A 15275-nucleotide genomic window follows, 5' to 3' on the forward strand; every position below is an offset into this window, starting at 1 on the left:
CCCGGGGACACTGTCCCATCCGCACCCACGGTTCGTTCAACGGGTGACTACCGGCCGGTGTTCCCCGGCCGGCCGCCGTGCGGGGTGACCTGCGTCACGTGCGAGGAGTCGGCGGCGTTGTCCTCGGCGTCGTCGTCCTGGCCCGGTACGGCGTCCACCCAGATGTTCTCCGCCTCCAGCAGCAGCGTCCCCAGGACCGTCGCGACCGAGGCCCCGAGCCCCACGTGTTCCTGCAGGCTCTTCTGGAGCCGGCGCCGCAGCTCCTCCATCTCGTCCTCGCGCCGCGCGTCGCCCACCGGCGGGCCGGCCTGCGGATCGCCGAGCCGGTCCGCCTCGGCGCGGCAGGCGTCCCCGATCAGTTCCAGCAGGCCCGCGTACAGCCGTAGCGCCTCGCCCTGGGGCGGCGCCGGGGTGCGCGCGTCGTCGGCGGCGACCGCGAGCGCGCGGGTCAGCGCCGTGACGTGCCCGGCGACCCGGCCGAACCGCTCGTCCTCCGACCGCGGCGGCACCCCCTGCGGGACCCGGTGCAGCGCACGCAGCGGGGCGGAGGTCAGGCGCAGGCTCTCCTCGCTCCAGGCACGGGCCGAGCCCAGCGCCTGGCACCGTCGCTGCAGGCGGTCGGCGGCGCGGGACCACTCGTCGGTCACCGAGGCGTCCCAGTCGCCCTCGCGCAGCCCCGACGCCACCAGGTGCAGCGTGTCGCCCGCCTCCCGGGCCAGCGCCGACAGGTTCTCCCGTACGTCCCGCAGATGCACCGGCGGCAGCACGAACGCGTTGACCGCGACCCCGATCACCGCGCCGAGGGCCGCCTGGCCGATGCGGTGGCCGACCGTGGACGGCGACACCGCGCCCGCGGTCAGCGTGAAGATGGCGGTCGTGGCCGCGTACACACCCTGGTTGCCGAAGCGCGGCCAGTTCGCCAGCAGCATCAGCAGCGGCAGCGACAGCGCGAGCGCGCCGGTCGTGTCGTCGGTCACCGCCTGCGCCGCCGACGCGATCAGCGCGCCGGCGCAGATCGCGGCGAACTGCTGGGTGCCGCGGCGCAGCGAGCTGTAGACGGTCGCCTGCACCAGGACGACGGCCACCCACGGCGCCATCAGCGCCATCGGGTCGTTCAGCCAGAGCCGCGCCACCACCCACGCCAGCAGCCCGGCCCCCGCCGCCTTCAGCGACTGCACCACCAGATCCCGCTCGCGGCCCGGGCCGCGTACGGCCGCACTCACCGCCCGGCCGACTGCGTGAACCTCACCCTGTACGGCGTCCGTCGCTCGTGTCATGCGCGACGGGTATCCCGCGGATGCGTATCGATCACCCAAGGGGGCTGTCGTCCAGGCGGGCGAGCAGATCGGCGGGGTTGGCGTAGATCGCCTGCGCGCCCGCCTCCTCCAGGTCGGCGCGCGGAATGCCGCCGCACAGCACACCCACACAGCGCACCCCGGCGCGGCGGCCGGCCTGCATGTCCCACACCGTGTCGCCCACGAACACCGCCCGCTCGGCGCTCACCCCGGCCAGCTCCAGGGCGTGCTCGACGGGCTCCGGGGCGGGCTTGCCCTCCTCGACGTCGTCGGAGCTGGCGGTCGCCGTGATCGCGTCGTCGGCGTCGATGGCACGGCGCAGCGCCTTCAGTTCGGGGCCGCTCGCGGAGGTGGCCAGCACCACGGCCCAGCCGTCGCCGTGCAGCCGCTTCAGCAGCGCCCCGGCCTCCGAGAGCGCGGGCAGCCGGTCGAAGTACTGGCCGTACAGCGCCGTGTGCGCGGCGCTGAGCTGCGCGTCCTGGTCCCGGTCGCGGTCCTCGCCCAGCAGGTGGGCGATCAGATCGGTGGAGCCGAGGCCGACCGCCCGGTGGACGGCGTGCATCGGCACCCGGTGGCCCGCCTGGCGCAGGGCCTCCCACCAGGTGACGACATGCAGGTGGTTGGTGTCGACGAGGGTCCCGTCGACGTCGAAGACGGCGGCACGCTCCATGCGGTGATCCCTTCTCTTGCGGATCGCACGGGTACCACGTCAGCGGCCCGCCACGCCGGACGGCACCCGGCCGGTGCGGGTCCAGGCGAGCAGGTCGCCGGCGGACCAGGTGGTGACGACCCGTTCGGCGGGCACCCCGCACTCCTCGGCGCGGGCGCATCCGTTGATCTGCCAGTCCAGCTGACCGGGCGCGTGCGCGTCGGTGTCGATCGAGAACAGCACACCCGCCTCGACCGCGCGGCGCAGCAGGCGACGGGGCGGATCGAGCCGCTCGGGGCGGCTGTTGATCTCCACGGCGGTGCCGGACTCGGCGCACGCGGCGAACACCTCGTCCGCGTCGAACTGCGACTCCGGGCGCCCCCGGCCCGTGACCAGGCGCCCGGTGCAGTGGCCCAGGATGTCGGCGTGCGGGTTGCGCACGGCGGCCACCATACGGCGGGTCATCGCGAGGGCGTCCATACGGAGCTTGGAGTGCACGGACACCACCACGACGTCCAGCTGCGCCAGCAGCTCGGGCTCCTGGTCGAGGGAGCCGTCGTCGAGGATGTCGCACTCGATGCCGGTGAGCAGCCGGAACGGCGCCCAGGTGCGGTTCAGCTCCGCCACCACGCCGAGCTGCTCGCGCAGCCGCTCGGGGGACAGGCCGCGGGCCACCGTCAGGCGCGGGGAGTGGTCGGTCAGGACGGCCCAGTCGTGGCCGAGCGCGGCGGCCGCCCGGCCCATCTCCTCGATCGGGCTGCCGCCGTCGGACCAGTCCGAGTGCAGATGGCAGTCACCGCGCAGCGACGCCCGCAGCGCCTGCCCGCCCCGCACGGCCGGCGTCTTGCCGGCCTCCTCCTCCAGCTTCCGCAGGTAGCCGGGCGTCTGCCCGCCCAGCGCCTCCTGCACCACCTGCGCGGTCTTCGGCCCGACGCCCTTGAGCGACTCCAGCGTCCCGCCCCGCACCCGCTCCCGCAGCTCCTCCTCCGGGAGCTCCCGCACCACCCGCGCCGCGGTACGGAAGGCCCGCACCCGGTACGTCGGTTCCTGGGCCCGCTCCAACAGGAACGCGATCCGCTCCAGAGCCGCCACGGGATCCATCGCCACCTCCTGCCCCCAGGGTTCCCCACGGCGGCGGGGCACGCACGGCGACGTACCCGGGCCGGCGGACCCGCTGTTTGTCCGGGGCGGACCCGGGTACTGCGACGGCCCGACCGCGGTTCCCGTCCGACGAGGAGGCCCCCATGCCAGATACGAGCCCGAGCGGCGGCAAGGTCGCCGTGGTCACGGGTGCCGATTCGGGAATCGGGCGGGCCACCGCCGTACGGCTGGCCCAGGCGGGTATGGACGTGGGGATCACCTGGCACACCGACCTCGAGGGCGCCGAGGAGACCGCGCGGGAGGTTCGCGCGCATGGGCGGCGGGCCGAGGTGGAGCGGATGGACCTGACCCGGCTGCCGGACGCGGCCGACGCCGTCGACGCGCTGTGCGAACGGCTCGGCCGCCTCGACGTCCTCGTCAACAACGCCGGAACAGGCACCATGACGCCGTTCCTCGACATCGACCTGGCAACCGTGCGCGAGGTGCTGGACGTCGACCTCGTCGGCCCGTTCCTGTGCGGGCAGAAGGCCGCCCGGCACATGATCCGGCAGGGCGACGGGGGCCGCATCGTGAACGTGACGTCCGTGCACGAGCACCAGCCCCGCGTCGGCGCCGCCCCCTACTGCGCGGCCAAGGGCGGTCTCGGCCTGCTCACCCAGGTGATGGCGCTCGAGCTGGCCGAACACGGCATCACCGTCAACGCCGTCGCCCCCGGCGAGATCGCCACCCCCATGACCGGCCAGGAGGACACCGACGTGCGCACGCAGTCCCGGCCCGGTGTGCCCCTCGGCCGGCCCGGCGACGCCCGCGAGGTCGCCGCCGTCATCGCCTTCCTGGCAGGACCGGACGCCTCCTACGTCACCGGCGCGTCCTGGACCGTGGACGGCGGCATGCTGCGCATGGGACCGCAGGCCGGCTCGCACCTGGACAGCGACGCCTGGCGCCGGCCCTGAGGGGCCGGCTGTGCTGCGTACGATGACCCGTTCGTCCCTGTTCCGCTCTACCCTCGATGACATGACCGAAGTCGCGAGCCCTTACATCTCCCAGCCGCGCATCACGGTGCTCGGGGTTCAACCGGGCACGCCGCCGTTCCGCATCGTGGAAATCGACGGTCAGGTCGTCGGTGAGGCGACGAGCATGATCGGCGTCCTGGAGGCGGCCGCCGCGTACGGGATCACGGTCCACGACCTGGACGACCCCGACGTCGTCCGCTGGGTGGGCGGGGGGAAGTTCACCTGGGCCCTGCACTGACAGCCGGGCGGTGGTTCAGCCCAGCGTCCACTTCTGGTTGGCGCCGCCCGTGCAGGTCCAGATCTGCAGCCGGGTCCCGTTGGCGGAACTGCCCCCGGTGGCGTCCAGACACCTGTTCGCCTGCGGGTTGACGATGTCGTGCGCGGCGGTGACGACCCACTGCTGGTTGGCGCCGCCCGAGCAGTCCCACAGCTGCACCGTCGAGCCGTCCGCCGTCCCGCGGTCGGTGATGTCCAGGCACTTGCCGAGCGCGCGCAGCGTGCCGTCCGCGCCGGCCGTCCACGTCTGCGCGGGGGTGCCGTTGCAGTCGTAGAGCTGGACGGGGGTGCCGTTGGCGGAGTTCGCCCCGGCGACGTCCACGCACTTGCCTGCGAGGCCCCGGATCGGCATCCCGATGGCCGTGTCGCCGGTCGTCACCGAGACGTGGTCGACCACCAGCTGCTGCGGGAAGGCGGTCGAGGCGTCGGGATCGCCGGGCCAGTAGCCTCCGACGGCCAGGTTCAGGATGAGGAAGAACGGCTTGTTGAACACCCACGTCTTCCCGCCCAGATCGGCGGGGGTACGCCGCTGGTAGACCGTGCCGTCGACCGACCAGGTGATCGAGTCGGGGGCCCAGTCCACCGCGAAGGTGTGGAAGGCGTCGGCGAAGGCCTGACCGCCGGACAGGGTGTAGGGGGCGCCGATGCCGCCGGAGCCCGAGTAGCCGGGGCCGTGGATCGTGCCGTGCACGGTGGACGGCTCGTAGCCGACGTTCTCCATGACGTCGATCTCGCCCGAGTCCGGCCAGTTCACCGGCGTGCCGAGCATCCAGAACGCGGGCCACATGCCCTGCCCGCGCGGGATCTTCATCCGGGCCTCGACATGCCCGTACTGCGCGGTGAACTTCCCGGCGGTGTTCAGCCGGGCCGAGGTGTACTGGCAGGTGCCGTACCAGCACTGGTAACCGGCCGGGTTCTCCCGCCGTGCCGTGATGACCAGATGGCCCTGGCCGTCGAGGGCGGCGTTCTTCGTGCCGGACGTGTAGTACTGCCGCTCGTGGTTGTTGACGTTGTCGCCGGTCTCCAGCTGCCACTTCGAGGCGTCCACCGGCGCGCCGGCGGGCCCGTCGAAGGTGTCGGAGAACACCGTGGCGGCGGTCGCGGCTGAGGTGTCGGAGAATCCCGTGGTGGCGGTCGCGGCGGAGGTCTGCGCGCCGGCCGGGACCACCGTGCCGGACGCGGCGAGCAGGGCGGAGGCGGCGGCGAGGAGGCATCTGCGGAGCAGGCGTGGGCGGACCACGGCTCTCCCTTCCTTCCGGCGGCCCGTGTGCGCGGGCGGGCCGGACCGAGGCGGGGGTGGGGGAGTGGTGCGTGTCGCCTCTTGATTTAAGGAGTGAACTAAGGGGTCGTCAATACCCTGGTACAGACTTGGAGTTGACCGGGGTGCCGGCCACCGCCGACGTCAGCCGTCGCGTCGCCCGTGCCGGGCCCGCGCGTGCACCGCCCGCCCCATGCGCCGGCCCAGCAGCAGGTAACCGACCAGCGCCCCGGTGGTGTTGAGGATGACGTCGTCGATGTCGAAGGCGCGCCCGGTGATCATCGCCCCCTGCGCCAGTTCCACCAGCAGCATCACGATCGCCGTGAGCAGCAGCACCCGCAGCAGGCGCCGGGCGCGCGGCGCCACCAACGGCACCAGCACCCCGAACGGCACGCCGAGCAGCAGATTGCCGCCGATCTGCTTCGCGGCGTCCCGCAGTGACGGCTGGTCCAGATACGCCTTCAAGGAGCGCCCGGGGTGCAGATTGGTGTGCGTGAACGCCGCCGAGGCCGGGGAGGGCCGCAGCGTCAGCCGGGCCAGCACCACGGCGAACGCCACCATCAGGACGAACGCACACGCCATCACCAGCAGCCGCAGGACCAGCCGCAGCGGCCCCTGACGGTCCTTCGGCTGCTCCGGCGCGCGGGGCTTGCGCTTGGCGAACGACAGCCGGGCCACGGTGGAATCCCTCCAAGTTCCCTGCATGGCACGGCGGTTACCCGCGATCCGCCCGGCCACTCCGCCGCCTCGCCCCCGATCGCGGGGCCGCCGGCCGGTTTCCGTTCCTGCGCCCGGGGCACTCCGCGTGCAGACCCGCGCGTGCCGCCGCCCGGCGCAGCACGCGCGGTGCTTGGATGCCCGCAGGACTCCGGGCGACGTCGGTGACGAGGAGGTGGCGCTTTGCACAGGCGTACCGCACTGCGCGCCGCGGGTGAACTCCTCGCCTGGTGGGCCGCGCTCGCCGTGCTGTGGCTGATGCTGATCAGCACCGTCTACCCGCTGGAGCTCGCGGTGGGCGGCGGCGCCGCGGCGGTCGGTGCCATCGCCGCGCGGGCCGCCCGGCGGGCGGTGACCGAACGGTGAACGGCTGGCTCCTCGCGGCGGCCGTCGTCCTCGCCGGCGGGGCGGGCGCGGCCCTGTGGGGCGTGTCCACCGGCCCGTTGCGCCGCCGCGCCGTCGCCCAGAACCTGTCCACCGCCCTGGTCTGCCCCGGCCTGCTGCTGCTCTCCCAGGGCTACCAGCGCACCTCCTACGTCGATCTCGCCCTGTTGCTCGCGCTGCTCGGCCCGGTCGGCACCCTCGTCTTCGCCCGGCTGCTCACCGACGAACTGGCCGACGACCCGCCGCGCGCCCAGGGCGCGACCCGGGCGGCCGCGGGCGTCGGTGCGGTGACCGTGCTGGCCCTGTGCGCGGCGACCGGCCCCGGCCGGGCGACGGTGAAGCTCCTGGTGATCGGCGCGCTGCTGATCGCCGGCAACCTGGTCGCCTCCCGCGCCCTGTCCGGCGGCATCACGGGGGTGCGCGGTGGCTGACGCGTACCGCCTGCGGCGGCCTGCGCGGGTGGGGCTGCGGCTGGTCGCGCGGTTCCCCGCGCCCCTTGACCGCTTGCGGCGGCCGCCGGTGCGGGCGGACCAGTCGGCGGACCGCGGCGGTCAGCCCGCCCGGGCGGGGACGGCCACGCACGGGGAGGCGATGCCGCGGTGACCGACGCCGTCATCGTCGTCGCGCTGCTGCTGGTGGCCGCGGCCGCGACCGTCGCCGTGGCCACCCGCGACCCGGTGCGCCAGTCACTGGTGCTGTCCGTGCTCGGCGTGGTGCTCGCGGTGCTGTTCACCGTCCTCCAGGCGCCCGACGTCGGCCTCTCCCAGCTCGTCGTGGGCGCCGCGATCACCCCGCTGTTGCTGCTGCTGACGGTCCGCAAGGTCCGCCGCCGCGCCAAGGACACCGACGGCAAGGGGAGCACCCGGTGAGCCGGCGCGCCCGGCTGTGGCTCGTGGCGCTCGGCGGCGCCGGTCTCGCCGCGCTGCTCGTCGCCGCCTGCCTCGACCTGCCCTCGTTCGGCGGCCGGAGCCACCCTTACGGCGACCGGGCCGTGCATGCCGCCCTCAGCCGGCACACCGCCAACACGATCGCGTCGGTCAACTTCGACCTGCGCGCCTACGACACCCTCGGCGAGATGAGCATCCTGTTCGCCTCCGTGCTCGGCTGCGTGGTCCTGCTGCGCCAGGCCCGCGACGAACACCGCGCCGCCCCGCAGCCCGCGGACGTGGCCCGCCCGGTGCGCCGCTACGCGCTCGTCGTGCTGCCCGTCGCCGTGCTGACCGGCCTCTACGTGATCGCGCACGGGCAGCTCAGCCCGGGCGGCGGCTTCCAGGGCGGTGTCGTCACCGCGACCGCCCTGCACCTGCTCTACCTCGGCGCCGACTACCGCGCCCTCGAACGCATCCGTCCGATCGGCCTGTACGAGGCCGGCGACGCGCTCGCCGCCTGCGCCTACCTCGTCACGGGCGTCGCCTGCGTCCTCGCCGGTGCCGCCTTCCTGGCCAACACACTGCTGCCGTACGGCACCTTCAACACGCTCTCTTCCGGCGGGCTCGTCCCGCTGCTGAACGCGGCCATCGGCATGGAGGTCGCCTGCGCGGTCGTCGTCCTGCTCGCCCGCTTCCTGGACCAGGCCGTGGAGATCATGGAGGAGCCGGAGAACCGGCAAGGGAAGGAGAACGGGTGAGAGACGTGCTGCACGTCCTGCCGTACCTCGTCGCCGCCTGGGTGTTCCTGGCCGGCGCCTACGGCCTCGCCACCAGCCGCAACCTCATCCACGCCGTGGGCTGTCTGTCCGTCTGCCAGGCCGCCACCTACGTCCTGCTGCTGGCCGTCGGCTACCGCGACGGCGCCACCGCGCCCGTGTTCTCCGACATCGAGCCCGGTTCCCGGCCCGTCGTCGACCCGGTGGTGCAGGCTCTCGCACTGACCGACGTCGTCGTCGGCGCCACGGTCACCGCCCTGCTCCTCGCCCTCGTCGTGCAGATCGCCAAGCGGCACGGCACGGTCGACCCCGACGAGCTGTCCGAGCTGCGCGGCTGATGCACCATCTGATCCCGTTGCTCGTGGCCCTGCCGATGCTGGGGGCGGGGCTGCTCGTCGCCGCCGGCCGCAGGCTGCCCCGGCTCGCCGCCGAGACCGTCGGCTGCCTGGTCTCCGCCGGCACCTGCGCCCTCGCGCTGGTGCTGCTGCTGAACTCCTCGCCGCCCATGGTGGAGTGGGTCGGCGGCTGGCTGCCGGTGAACGGCCAGAGCGTCGGCATCGTCGTCGTCGGGGACGGGCCCGGCCTCGGCCTGGCCGCGCTCGCCTCCCTGCTCACGCTGGCCGCCCTGGCGTACTCCTGGCGCTACTTCGACGAACCGCCGGGCCGGCACACCGGATCCTTCCCCGCCCTGATACTGGTCTTCCAGGCGGGGATGTGCGGCTTCGCGATCGCCGGGGACCTGTTCAACGCGTTCGTGTTCTTCGAGCTGATGAGCGTCGTCGCCTACGCCCTGACCGGCTACCGCATCGACGAACCCAGCGCCGTGCAGGGCGCGCTGACCTTCGCCGTCGTCACCTCGCTCGGCGCGTACGCGATGCTGATGGGCCTCGGCCTGCTGTACGGGCGTACCGGGGAGCTGGCCATGACCGCGATCGGGCGCGGCCTCGACGCGCACGGCAAGCCGGACGCGCTGGTCCTGACGGGGTTCGTGCTCGTGCTGACCGGGCTGATGGTCAAGGCGGCCGCGGTGCCGCTGCACTTCTGGCTGCCGGACGCGCACGCCGTGGCGCCGACTCCGGTGTGCATGCTGCTGTCCGGCGTCATGGTCGAACTCGGCGTGTACGGCGTGTGGCGGGTGTACTCCACCGTCTTCTCCGGACCCGGCGGCGTGCCCGCGGCCGACGCCGGGCACGCGCTGGTCGTGCCGGGCGCCCTCAGTGCCGTGGTCGGCGCGGTGATGTGCTGGTACCAGCGGCACATCAAACGGCTGCTCGCCTACTCCACCGTCGCCCACACCGGCCTGTTCCTGCTGGGCATCGGACAGCTCACGCCCGAGGCCGACGACGGGGTGGCGATCTACCTCCTCGGTCACGCCGGGGTGAAGGCGGCGCTGTTCGCCTGCGCCGGCATCCTCCTCGACCGGTACGGCTGCCTCGACGAGCATGTGCTGCACGGCCGGGCCCGCCGGATGCGCGCGGTCGCGGTGATGTTCGCCGTCGGCGGCCTCGCCCTGGCCGGGCTGCCCCCGTTCGGCATCGGCTTCGGCAAGGCGGTCGGCGAGGAGGCCGTGGGCGGCCCGCTCACCGTGCTGTACGTCGTCGTGTCCGCCGTCACCGCGGGCGCGGTGCTGCGGGTGACGGCACGCGTCTTCCTCGGCCTCGGCCCCGAGCCGCGGGACAGCGGCGAGTACGAGACGACCGGCGCCGACGAGGAGCCCGAGACCGAACACCGGCTCACCCGGGTCCCCGACACCATGCGGGCGGTCCCGGCGCTGCTGCTGGCGGGCTCGCTCGCCGTGGGCGTGGTACCCGGGTTCGCCACCTCCGTCGCCGACGCCGTGAACGAGGCCGGCTCCGGCGGGATGCGCAGCGACGTGCACTGGACCCTGCCCGGGGTGCTGCTGGGCCTGCTGTCCACGCTGCTCGCCGTCGCCCTGGCCGCCGTCGCCGTCACCCGCCCGACGCTGCTGGCCGCTCCCCGCTGGGCGCTGCCGTTGCGCCGCCTGCAGTCCGGGCACATCGGCGACTACGTGGCGTGGGTGCTGGTGGGCACGACCCTGCTCGGGGTGCTCGCCCTGCCCGGGGTGCTCGGCGGCTGATCAGGTGCCGCCGTAGGACACGTGCACCTCCTTGAAGCCGAGCGAGCGCAGCAGCCCTTGGAGCATGGCGGTGGTATTGGCCTCGGCCCGTGTGGTCAGCCCGCTGCCGCGCGCGGCCTCCCCGATGTGCCGGGCGGCCAGTTTCTGCACGGCCTGCTCGTTGTTGGGGTTGTCCGAGAACAGGTCGCCGAGGCGGTCGAGCAGGCCGCGCTGCTTGGAGACGGCGTAGGAGTGGTCGGGGTCCAGGGCGGGCCGGCCCAGCTGTGCGTGCGGCAGCCGCAGCGTCGCCGTCGTGCGGTCCGCGTCCACGCGCACGTCCCGCTCACCGAGCTTGCCGAGGTCGACATAGGCGTCGACGGTGCCCGCGCCGACGTACAGGGTGCGGGTGCCGCGGATCGCGTCCGGCAGGAACCGGGCGTCCTTCTCCAGGTCGACGACCACCTGGAAGGTGCCGGAGGCGGCGTCGTAACGGCTGATGTCCGTCACGGACTTGAGCAGGGCGGGGCCGGAGCGGTCACGGGTCTCGGTGCCGAACAGGTCCCGCAGGCCCGGCAGTACGCTCAGCCGCAGCCCCGCGAAGAACACGGCGAGCACCAGCACCACGGACAGCAGCACCTTCGCCCAGCCGGGCAGGCGGCGCGACGGACGGGCGGGTGCCGCGGGGGCATCGGTCATGACGACGGCCCTCCTTCCTGAACTCCGCATGCCCGCCAAGGCCGTTTCCAGACCGGCGCGTTGAGCCGCAGTGGCTGGCCTGTCCCCCGGTAGCTCGCCGGTGATCAGCCCGCCTTGAAGCCGTGCTTCGGTGCTGCCGCTGCGCGCCGAGGCCGGCCGTACCCCGGACGGCCAGGCGCCGATGCACCTGGCGAGGTGCGGCCCTCGGGCCCCCGGCGCGAGTGTCCGCCGCGTCCGCCGTGCCCGTACGGTGCCGTCTCGGGCGGTGCGGGCCGGTGACCCCGCCGCTTCCCGGACGGCCTCGCCGGTCCGCGAGGCGTCACCGACCACCACCGTCACCAGCCGGTCGGGTGCGAACGCCTCCCGCAGGGCAGCCGATGCCCCCTCCACGGTGACGGCCGCGGCCCGCCGGAACGCGCCCGGCAGGGTGGCCGGCGCGCGCCCGTCGAGCACCAGCACGGCGATCTCGTCCGCGACGGCGCAGGCCGTGAGACAGCGCAGCGGTACGGCGTCCACGATCCGCGCCACCGCCGCCGATCGCTCCCGCGCGCTGATCCCGTGCTCGGCCACCTCCGGCAGCGAGCGGGACGACACTGTGCAAGGCGGTGCGCTCGGAACCGGTGGCGGCGTTGGTGTGAGCGCCGGCGTCCTCGACGGCCGCGGTGGGTCCGCTTGCGGGCGCATGCGTCGACCCCGGGAACATCAGCCGGCCCTGGGACGCGACGGCGAGGTCCGCGAGCACGACGGTCCGTACTGGGGTCCGGGCATCCGGATCTGAGCCGAAGAGCGCCGCGCGAGACGCCGTGACCCCGGCCTCTACAGATGACCGGATGTCGCCCCGGGCCGGCCCAGGGCCGCGTCCCGGGTCGGCTGAGGGGGCAGCAGCCGGGCGAGCCCGGTCAGCCGTAGTACCCGCAGCGTCAGGGCGTGCGTACACACGAGGTGGATCCGGCCGTTCTGCTCCAGCACGCGCCGCCGGGCCCGGTACAGCAGGCGCAGCCCGGAACAGTCGAAGAACTCCACCGCGCTCAGGTCGATCACGACGCGGGGCGCGGGGCCGGCGGTGGCCCGGTCGAGGTGCGGGGCGATCTCGGCCGCGGCGGCGATGTCGATCTCGCCGCGGAATTCCAGCACCGTGTGGCCCCCATCGGAGCGGACACGCAGATGACGCGTGGGCGGCGCAGGGTCCTGCTGCACGACGGCATCGCCTCCAACCCGCTGCGTGGACGGGAACCCCGACGAGGGCTCCCCGTCCTGCAAGTTACCCTCGGCAGACTGTATTTGAGCATGTTCGATTGACATATGTCGTCGAATTGCGGCCGAGTTTGATCGGCAGGGTGGCCGGAGTCCTGCGGATCAGTCCATCACCAGCACGAGCTTGCCCGTGGTGCGCCCGGTGTCGCCCAGCCGGTGCGCCTCGGCGGCCTCGGCGAGCGGGAAGGCGCCGCGATCTCGGCACGCAGCTTCCCGGCCCCACCAACTCGGCGATCCGCCGCATGCCGCTGTGCGAGGCGTCGACCAGCATCCGCACCGCGCGCACCCCGAGCCGCTCGGCCTGTGCCGGGAAGTCGTCGGAGCCCACCGGCAGGATCGACACCACGATGCCGCCCGGCCGCAGCACCCGCAGGGACTTCACCGAGGTCTCACCGCCGAGCGTGTCCAGCACCACGTCGACGTCCTTGACCGCCTCGGTGACGTCCTGCTCCCGGTAGTCGACGCACTCGTCCACGCCGAGGGACTTGATGGCCACCCTTCGTCAGGATCGTGCCATGAGTGCCGTGTCGCCCCGGCGCGTCGAGCGTGTCGCCGCCCTGGCCCTCGACGGCGTCCACCCGTTCGAACTGGGCATGCCCAGCTGCATTTTCGGCCCCACCGGCCCTTACGAGGTGCGGACCTGCACGGCCGACGGGCGCCCGGTACGCACCAACGCCGACTTCGCCGTCGCCGTGGATCACGGGCCCGAGATCCTGGACACCGCCTACGCCAGGATGAGCCTGCGCACCTTCGCCCGCCGCTTCGACGACGAGGTCGGCGTCAGTCCCGGCCGCCGGCTGATCCAGCAGCGTGCGGCCCGCGCCCGGCACCTGCTGGAGAGCAGCGACCTGCCGGTGGACCAGATCGCCGGGGAGGTGTGCTCCGCCGGCGCCTCCCCGCGCCGGCACCTGCACACCGCCATCGCCGTCACCCCGCAGGCCTGCCGGCGCACGTTCCGGGCGGCCCGCTGACCGCTCACGCGTCGGCTGCCGCGTACACCCGCTCCCCTCCCACGTACGTCAGCCCCACCTTCGTCTCGCCGAGCGTCCGGGCCGGGACGGCGAAGGGGTCCCGGTCGAGCACCACCAGGTCGGCGAGGGCGCCCGCGCGCACCTCGCCCGTGTCGTCCAGGTGGTTCACGTATGCCGAGCCGGCGGTGTACGCGGTGAGGGCGGGGGACAGAGCGAGCCGTTCACCCGGCAGGAACACCGGGCCGTCGCCGCCCGGTTCGACGCGGTTGACGGCGACGTGCAGGCCCTGCAGCGGGTCGGGGCTGCTCACCGGCCAGTCGCTGCCCGCGGCCAATCGCGCGCCCGAGCGCAGCAGCGAGTCGAACGGATACTGCCAGGCGGCCCGTTCGGGCCCGAGGAACGGGATCGTCAGCTCGTCCATCTGTGGCTCGTGCGCCGCCCACAGCGGCTGGATGTTCGCCACCGCGCCCAGCCGCGCGAACCGCGGCACGTCCTCGGGGTGGACCACCTGCAGGTGCGCAAGATGCGGCCGGGTGTCGCGCGGCCCGTTCGCGGCCCGCGCCGCCTCGATCGCGTACAGCGCGTCGCGTACGGCCCGGTCGCCGAGCGCGTGGAAGTGGCACTGGAAGCCGAGCGCGTCCAGCTCGGTGACGTACTTCGGCAGCTGCCCGGGGTCCACGAAGCTCTTGCTGCGGTTGCCGGTGACGCAGCCGCACCCGTCCAGATACGGCTCCAGCAGCGCCGCCGTGCCGTTCTCCGCGACGCCGTCCAGCATCAGCTTCACGCTGCCCGCCCGGAACCGCCCGTGGCTCAGATGCTCCCGCTTCTCGACCAGTTCAGGAATCTGCTCGGCCCCGCGCTCCCGGTCCCACCACAGCGCGCCCCGCACCCGCGCGGTGAGCGAGCCGTCCCGCGCGGCGGCGTGGTACACCTCGGACGGGTCGGGCATCCCGAGGAAGTTCCCGACGAGCGCGTCCTGCCAGGCGGTGATGCCGAGTGCGTGCAGGGTGCGCTGCGCGTGCAGCAGGGCCGCCCTCAGGTCGGCGGGCGTGGCCGCCGGGGTGAGCCGCCCGACCAGCTGCATCGCCCCCTCCTGCAGCGTCCCGCTCGGCTCGCCGGACGCGTCCCGCTCGATCCGCCCGTCGGCCGGGTCGGGTGTGTCCCGGGTGATGCCGGCGAGGGCGAGGGCGCGGCTGTTCACCCAGGCGCCGTGGTGGTCCCGGTTGGGCAGATACACCGGCCGGTCCGGCACCACGGCGTCCAGCAGCTCCCTCGTCGGCGTACCGCCCGGATACGCCTCCATCGACCAGCCGCCGCCCGTGATCCACTCCCGCTCCGGATGCGCGGCGGCGTACGCCCGTACGGCCGCCACGCTCTCCTCGGCCGTCCTGGTGCCGGTCAGATCGCACTGCGTCAGCTCCAGGCCGGCCGGTATCGGATGCATTCCCACCACGGGACCCGACGGGCCCCGGTGAGCGGACATGAAACTGCCGACGTGTCCACGCGGACGCGCTGGACGTGCCGTCACACCTTGCCTTCCGGTACCTCCGCCGGCAGGGCCGCCGCCGCTGTCAGCAGCAGGTCGAGGGCTGCCGGGCAGGAGCTGCGGCGCATGGTGGTGATCAGGTGGCCGGCCGTGGCGGCGATGTGGGGGTGGGTGGCCTCCGGCAGGCGGGCGTACGTGGGCCGCCGCACCGCGGTCTCCGCCTCCCGGGCGGCGGGCGGAGAATCCCGAAGTGGTGAACATCCGCTCTTCCTTCTCGGTGGAGAACCGGCACCGAGGAACCGAGTCCGACCGAACGGACGCCCTCCGGCAGGAGTCGCCTGCGGCGTGCGGGTGCGGCAGTGAACCGGCATGTGACGGCGCGCGTTCACCACAGGGCGCCCTCCGCGGCGGGCCCCGCCCCGCCCCGGCAGCCCGCCCCGGCCGCAGCCGTCC

At 73.9% G+C, this 15275-nt stretch carries 18 protein-coding genes and 1 pseudogene; 9 read left to right on the forward strand and 10 right to left on the reverse strand.

Going from position 1 to position 15275, the window contains the following annotated elements; genetic code table 11:
- Positions 1 to 47 precede the first annotated feature (47 nt).
- From ACF1GV_RS28635 to ACF1GV_RS28645, 3 genes are read right to left on the reverse strand one after another with little or no spacing between them, the layout of a single operon-like run.
- Entirely contained in the window at positions 48 to 1277 is a 1230-nt protein-coding gene (locus tag ACF1GV_RS28635) for an aromatic acid exporter family protein (protein ID WP_391686028.1), read from the reverse strand.
- A gap of 31 nt (positions 1278 to 1308) precedes the next feature.
- Positions 1309 to 1965, reverse strand: coding sequence for an HAD family hydrolase (locus ACF1GV_RS28640; RefSeq protein ID WP_391686029.1), 657 nt, complete (start codon positions 1963 to 1965; stop codon positions 1309 to 1311).
- Positions 1966 to 2004: 39 nt separating this feature from the next.
- Entirely contained in the window at positions 2005 to 3045 is a 1041-nt protein-coding gene (locus ACF1GV_RS28645) for a PHP domain-containing protein (protein ID WP_391686031.1), read from the reverse strand.
- 143 nt (positions 3046 to 3188) lie between these two features.
- On the opposite strand from ACF1GV_RS28645, the gene ACF1GV_RS28650 reads away from it, so the two are divergent.
- Entirely contained in the window at positions 3189 to 3998 is an 810-nt protein-coding gene (locus tag ACF1GV_RS28650) for an SDR family oxidoreductase (protein WP_391686033.1), read from the forward strand.
- A gap of 61 nt (positions 3999 to 4059) precedes the next feature.
- Complete coding sequence (locus ACF1GV_RS28655) at positions 4060 to 4296, forward strand: hypothetical protein (RefSeq protein WP_391686035.1); 237 nt, start codon at positions 4060 to 4062, stop codon at positions 4294 to 4296.
- 15 nt (positions 4297 to 4311) lie between these two features.
- Here ACF1GV_RS28655 and ACF1GV_RS28660 read toward each other — a convergent pair whose 3' ends face one another.
- Together ACF1GV_RS28660 and ACF1GV_RS28665 are read right to left on the reverse strand one after the other, a co-directional pair.
- Positions 4312 to 5574 carry a ricin-type beta-trefoil lectin domain protein gene (locus ACF1GV_RS28660; RefSeq protein WP_391686037.1) on the reverse strand — a complete coding sequence of 421 codons (1263 nt, stop codon included), beginning with the start codon at positions 5572 to 5574 and terminating at the stop codon, positions 4312 to 4314.
- A 162-nt stretch (positions 5575 to 5736) separates the two neighbouring features.
- Positions 5737 to 6270 (reverse strand): VanZ family protein, encoded by a 534-nt coding sequence (locus tag ACF1GV_RS28665; protein ID WP_391686039.1) that lies wholly within the window; start codon positions 6268 to 6270, stop codon positions 5737 to 5739.
- A 222-nt stretch (positions 6271 to 6492) separates the two neighbouring features.
- Between ACF1GV_RS28665 and ACF1GV_RS28670 the strand changes: the two genes are divergently transcribed.
- The 6 genes from ACF1GV_RS28670 to ACF1GV_RS28695 all read left to right on the forward strand — a co-directional run bounded on the left by ACF1GV_RS28670 (position 6493) and on the right by ACF1GV_RS28695 (position 10436).
- The gene (locus ACF1GV_RS28670; protein ID WP_391686041.1) at positions 6493 to 6675 is read left to right on the forward strand and encodes a hypothetical protein; all 183 of its coding nucleotides are present in this window, start codon (positions 6493 to 6495) and stop codon (positions 6673 to 6675) included.
- Positions 6672 to 7124, forward strand: a complete 453-nt coding sequence (locus tag ACF1GV_RS28675; RefSeq protein ID WP_391686043.1) for a monovalent cation/H+ antiporter complex subunit F — start codon at positions 6672 to 6674, stop codon at positions 7122 to 7124. The genes ACF1GV_RS28670 and ACF1GV_RS28675 overlap by 4 nt, the downstream gene beginning before the upstream one ends.
- 168 nt (positions 7125 to 7292) lie before the next feature.
- Positions 7293 to 7562 (forward strand): Na(+)/H(+) antiporter subunit B, encoded by a 270-nt coding sequence (locus ACF1GV_RS28680; protein ID WP_391686045.1) that lies wholly within the window; start codon positions 7293 to 7295, stop codon positions 7560 to 7562.
- Positions 7559 to 8320, forward strand: coding sequence for an MnhB domain-containing protein (locus ACF1GV_RS28685; RefSeq protein WP_391686047.1), 762 nt, complete (start codon positions 7559 to 7561; stop codon positions 8318 to 8320). The genes ACF1GV_RS28680 and ACF1GV_RS28685 overlap by 4 nt, the downstream gene beginning before the upstream one ends.
- 8 nt (positions 8321 to 8328) lie before the next feature.
- Positions 8329 to 8676 carry a sodium:proton antiporter gene (locus tag ACF1GV_RS28690; RefSeq protein ID WP_391686437.1) on the forward strand — a complete coding sequence of 116 codons (348 nt, stop codon included), beginning with the start codon at positions 8329 to 8331 and terminating at the stop codon, positions 8674 to 8676.
- Entirely contained in the window at positions 8676 to 10436 is a 1761-nt protein-coding gene (locus tag ACF1GV_RS28695; RefSeq protein WP_391686049.1) for a complex I subunit 5 family protein, read from the forward strand. The genes ACF1GV_RS28690 and ACF1GV_RS28695 overlap by 1 nt, the downstream gene beginning before the upstream one ends.
- Here the strand turns inward: ACF1GV_RS28695 and ACF1GV_RS28700 are convergent, their stop codons facing one another.
- The 3 genes and pseudogenes from ACF1GV_RS28700 to ACF1GV_RS28710 form a co-directional block, all read right to left on the reverse strand.
- Entirely contained in the window at positions 10437 to 11111 is a 675-nt protein-coding gene (locus tag ACF1GV_RS28700; protein ID WP_391686440.1) for a DUF4230 domain-containing protein, read from the reverse strand. It abuts the gene before it with no gap.
- An 816-nt stretch (positions 11112 to 11927) separates the two neighbouring features.
- On the reverse strand, positions 11928 to 12308 hold the full coding sequence (locus ACF1GV_RS28705) for an anti-sigma factor antagonist (RefSeq protein ID WP_391686051.1): 381 nt from the start codon (positions 12306 to 12308) through the stop codon (positions 11928 to 11930).
- A 159-nt stretch (positions 12309 to 12467) separates the two neighbouring features.
- Positions 12468 to 12855: pseudogene (locus ACF1GV_RS28710) on the reverse strand (zinc-binding dehydrogenase); the annotation flags it as partial.
- A 25-nt stretch (positions 12856 to 12880) separates the two neighbouring features.
- Here ACF1GV_RS28710 and ACF1GV_RS28715 point away from each other — a divergent pair.
- Positions 12881 to 13336: a helix-turn-helix domain-containing protein gene (locus tag ACF1GV_RS28715; RefSeq protein WP_391686053.1), complete on the forward strand. Its 456-nt coding sequence runs from the start codon at positions 12881 to 12883 to the stop codon at positions 13334 to 13336.
- Between the two features lie 4 nt (positions 13337 to 13340).
- Here ACF1GV_RS28715 and ACF1GV_RS28720 read toward each other — a convergent pair whose 3' ends face one another.
- Positions 13341 to 14936 carry an amidohydrolase gene (locus ACF1GV_RS28720; protein ID WP_391686442.1) on the reverse strand — a complete coding sequence of 532 codons (1596 nt, stop codon included), beginning with the start codon at positions 14934 to 14936 and terminating at the stop codon, positions 13341 to 13343.
- Positions 14861 to 15031, reverse strand: a complete 171-nt coding sequence (locus tag ACF1GV_RS28725) for a hypothetical protein (RefSeq protein WP_391686472.1) — start codon at positions 15029 to 15031, stop codon at positions 14861 to 14863. The genes ACF1GV_RS28720 and ACF1GV_RS28725 overlap by 76 nt, the downstream gene beginning before the upstream one ends.
- Positions 15032 to 15275: the final 244 nt, after the last annotated feature.

The organism is Streptomyces sp. NPDC014006, assembly GCF_043088925.1.
Taxonomy (GTDB): Bacteria; Actinomycetota; Actinomycetes; order Streptomycetales; family Streptomycetaceae; genus Streptomyces.

Excerpts from the sequence above, each read along its gene's own strand:
- ACF1GV_RS28635 (WP_391686028.1), bottom strand. The coding sequence starts at position 1,277 with ATGACACGAGCGACGGACGCCGTACAGGGTGAGGTTCACGCAGTCGGC.
- ACF1GV_RS28640 (WP_391686029.1), bottom strand. The coding sequence starts at position 1,965 with ATGGAGCGTGCCGCCGTCTTCGACGTCGACGGGACCCTCGTCGACACC.
- ACF1GV_RS28645 (WP_391686031.1), bottom strand. The coding sequence starts at position 3,045 with ATGGATCCCGTGGCGGCTCTGGAGCGGATCGCGTTCCTGTTGGAGCGG.
- ACF1GV_RS28650 (WP_391686033.1), top strand. The coding sequence starts at position 3,189 with ATGCCAGATACGAGCCCGAGCGGCGGCAAGGTCGCCGTGGTCACGGGT.
- ACF1GV_RS28655 (WP_391686035.1), top strand. The coding sequence starts at position 4,060 with ATGACCGAAGTCGCGAGCCCTTACATCTCCCAGCCGCGCATCACGGTG.
- ACF1GV_RS28695 (WP_391686049.1), top strand. The coding sequence starts at position 8,676 with ATGCACCATCTGATCCCGTTGCTCGTGGCCCTGCCGATGCTGGGGGCG.
- ACF1GV_RS28700 (WP_391686440.1), bottom strand. The coding sequence starts at position 11,111 with ATGACCGATGCCCCCGCGGCACCCGCCCGTCCGTCGCGCCGCCTGCCC.
- ACF1GV_RS28715 (WP_391686053.1), top strand. The coding sequence starts at position 12,881 with ATGAGTGCCGTGTCGCCCCGGCGCGTCGAGCGTGTCGCCGCCCTGGCC.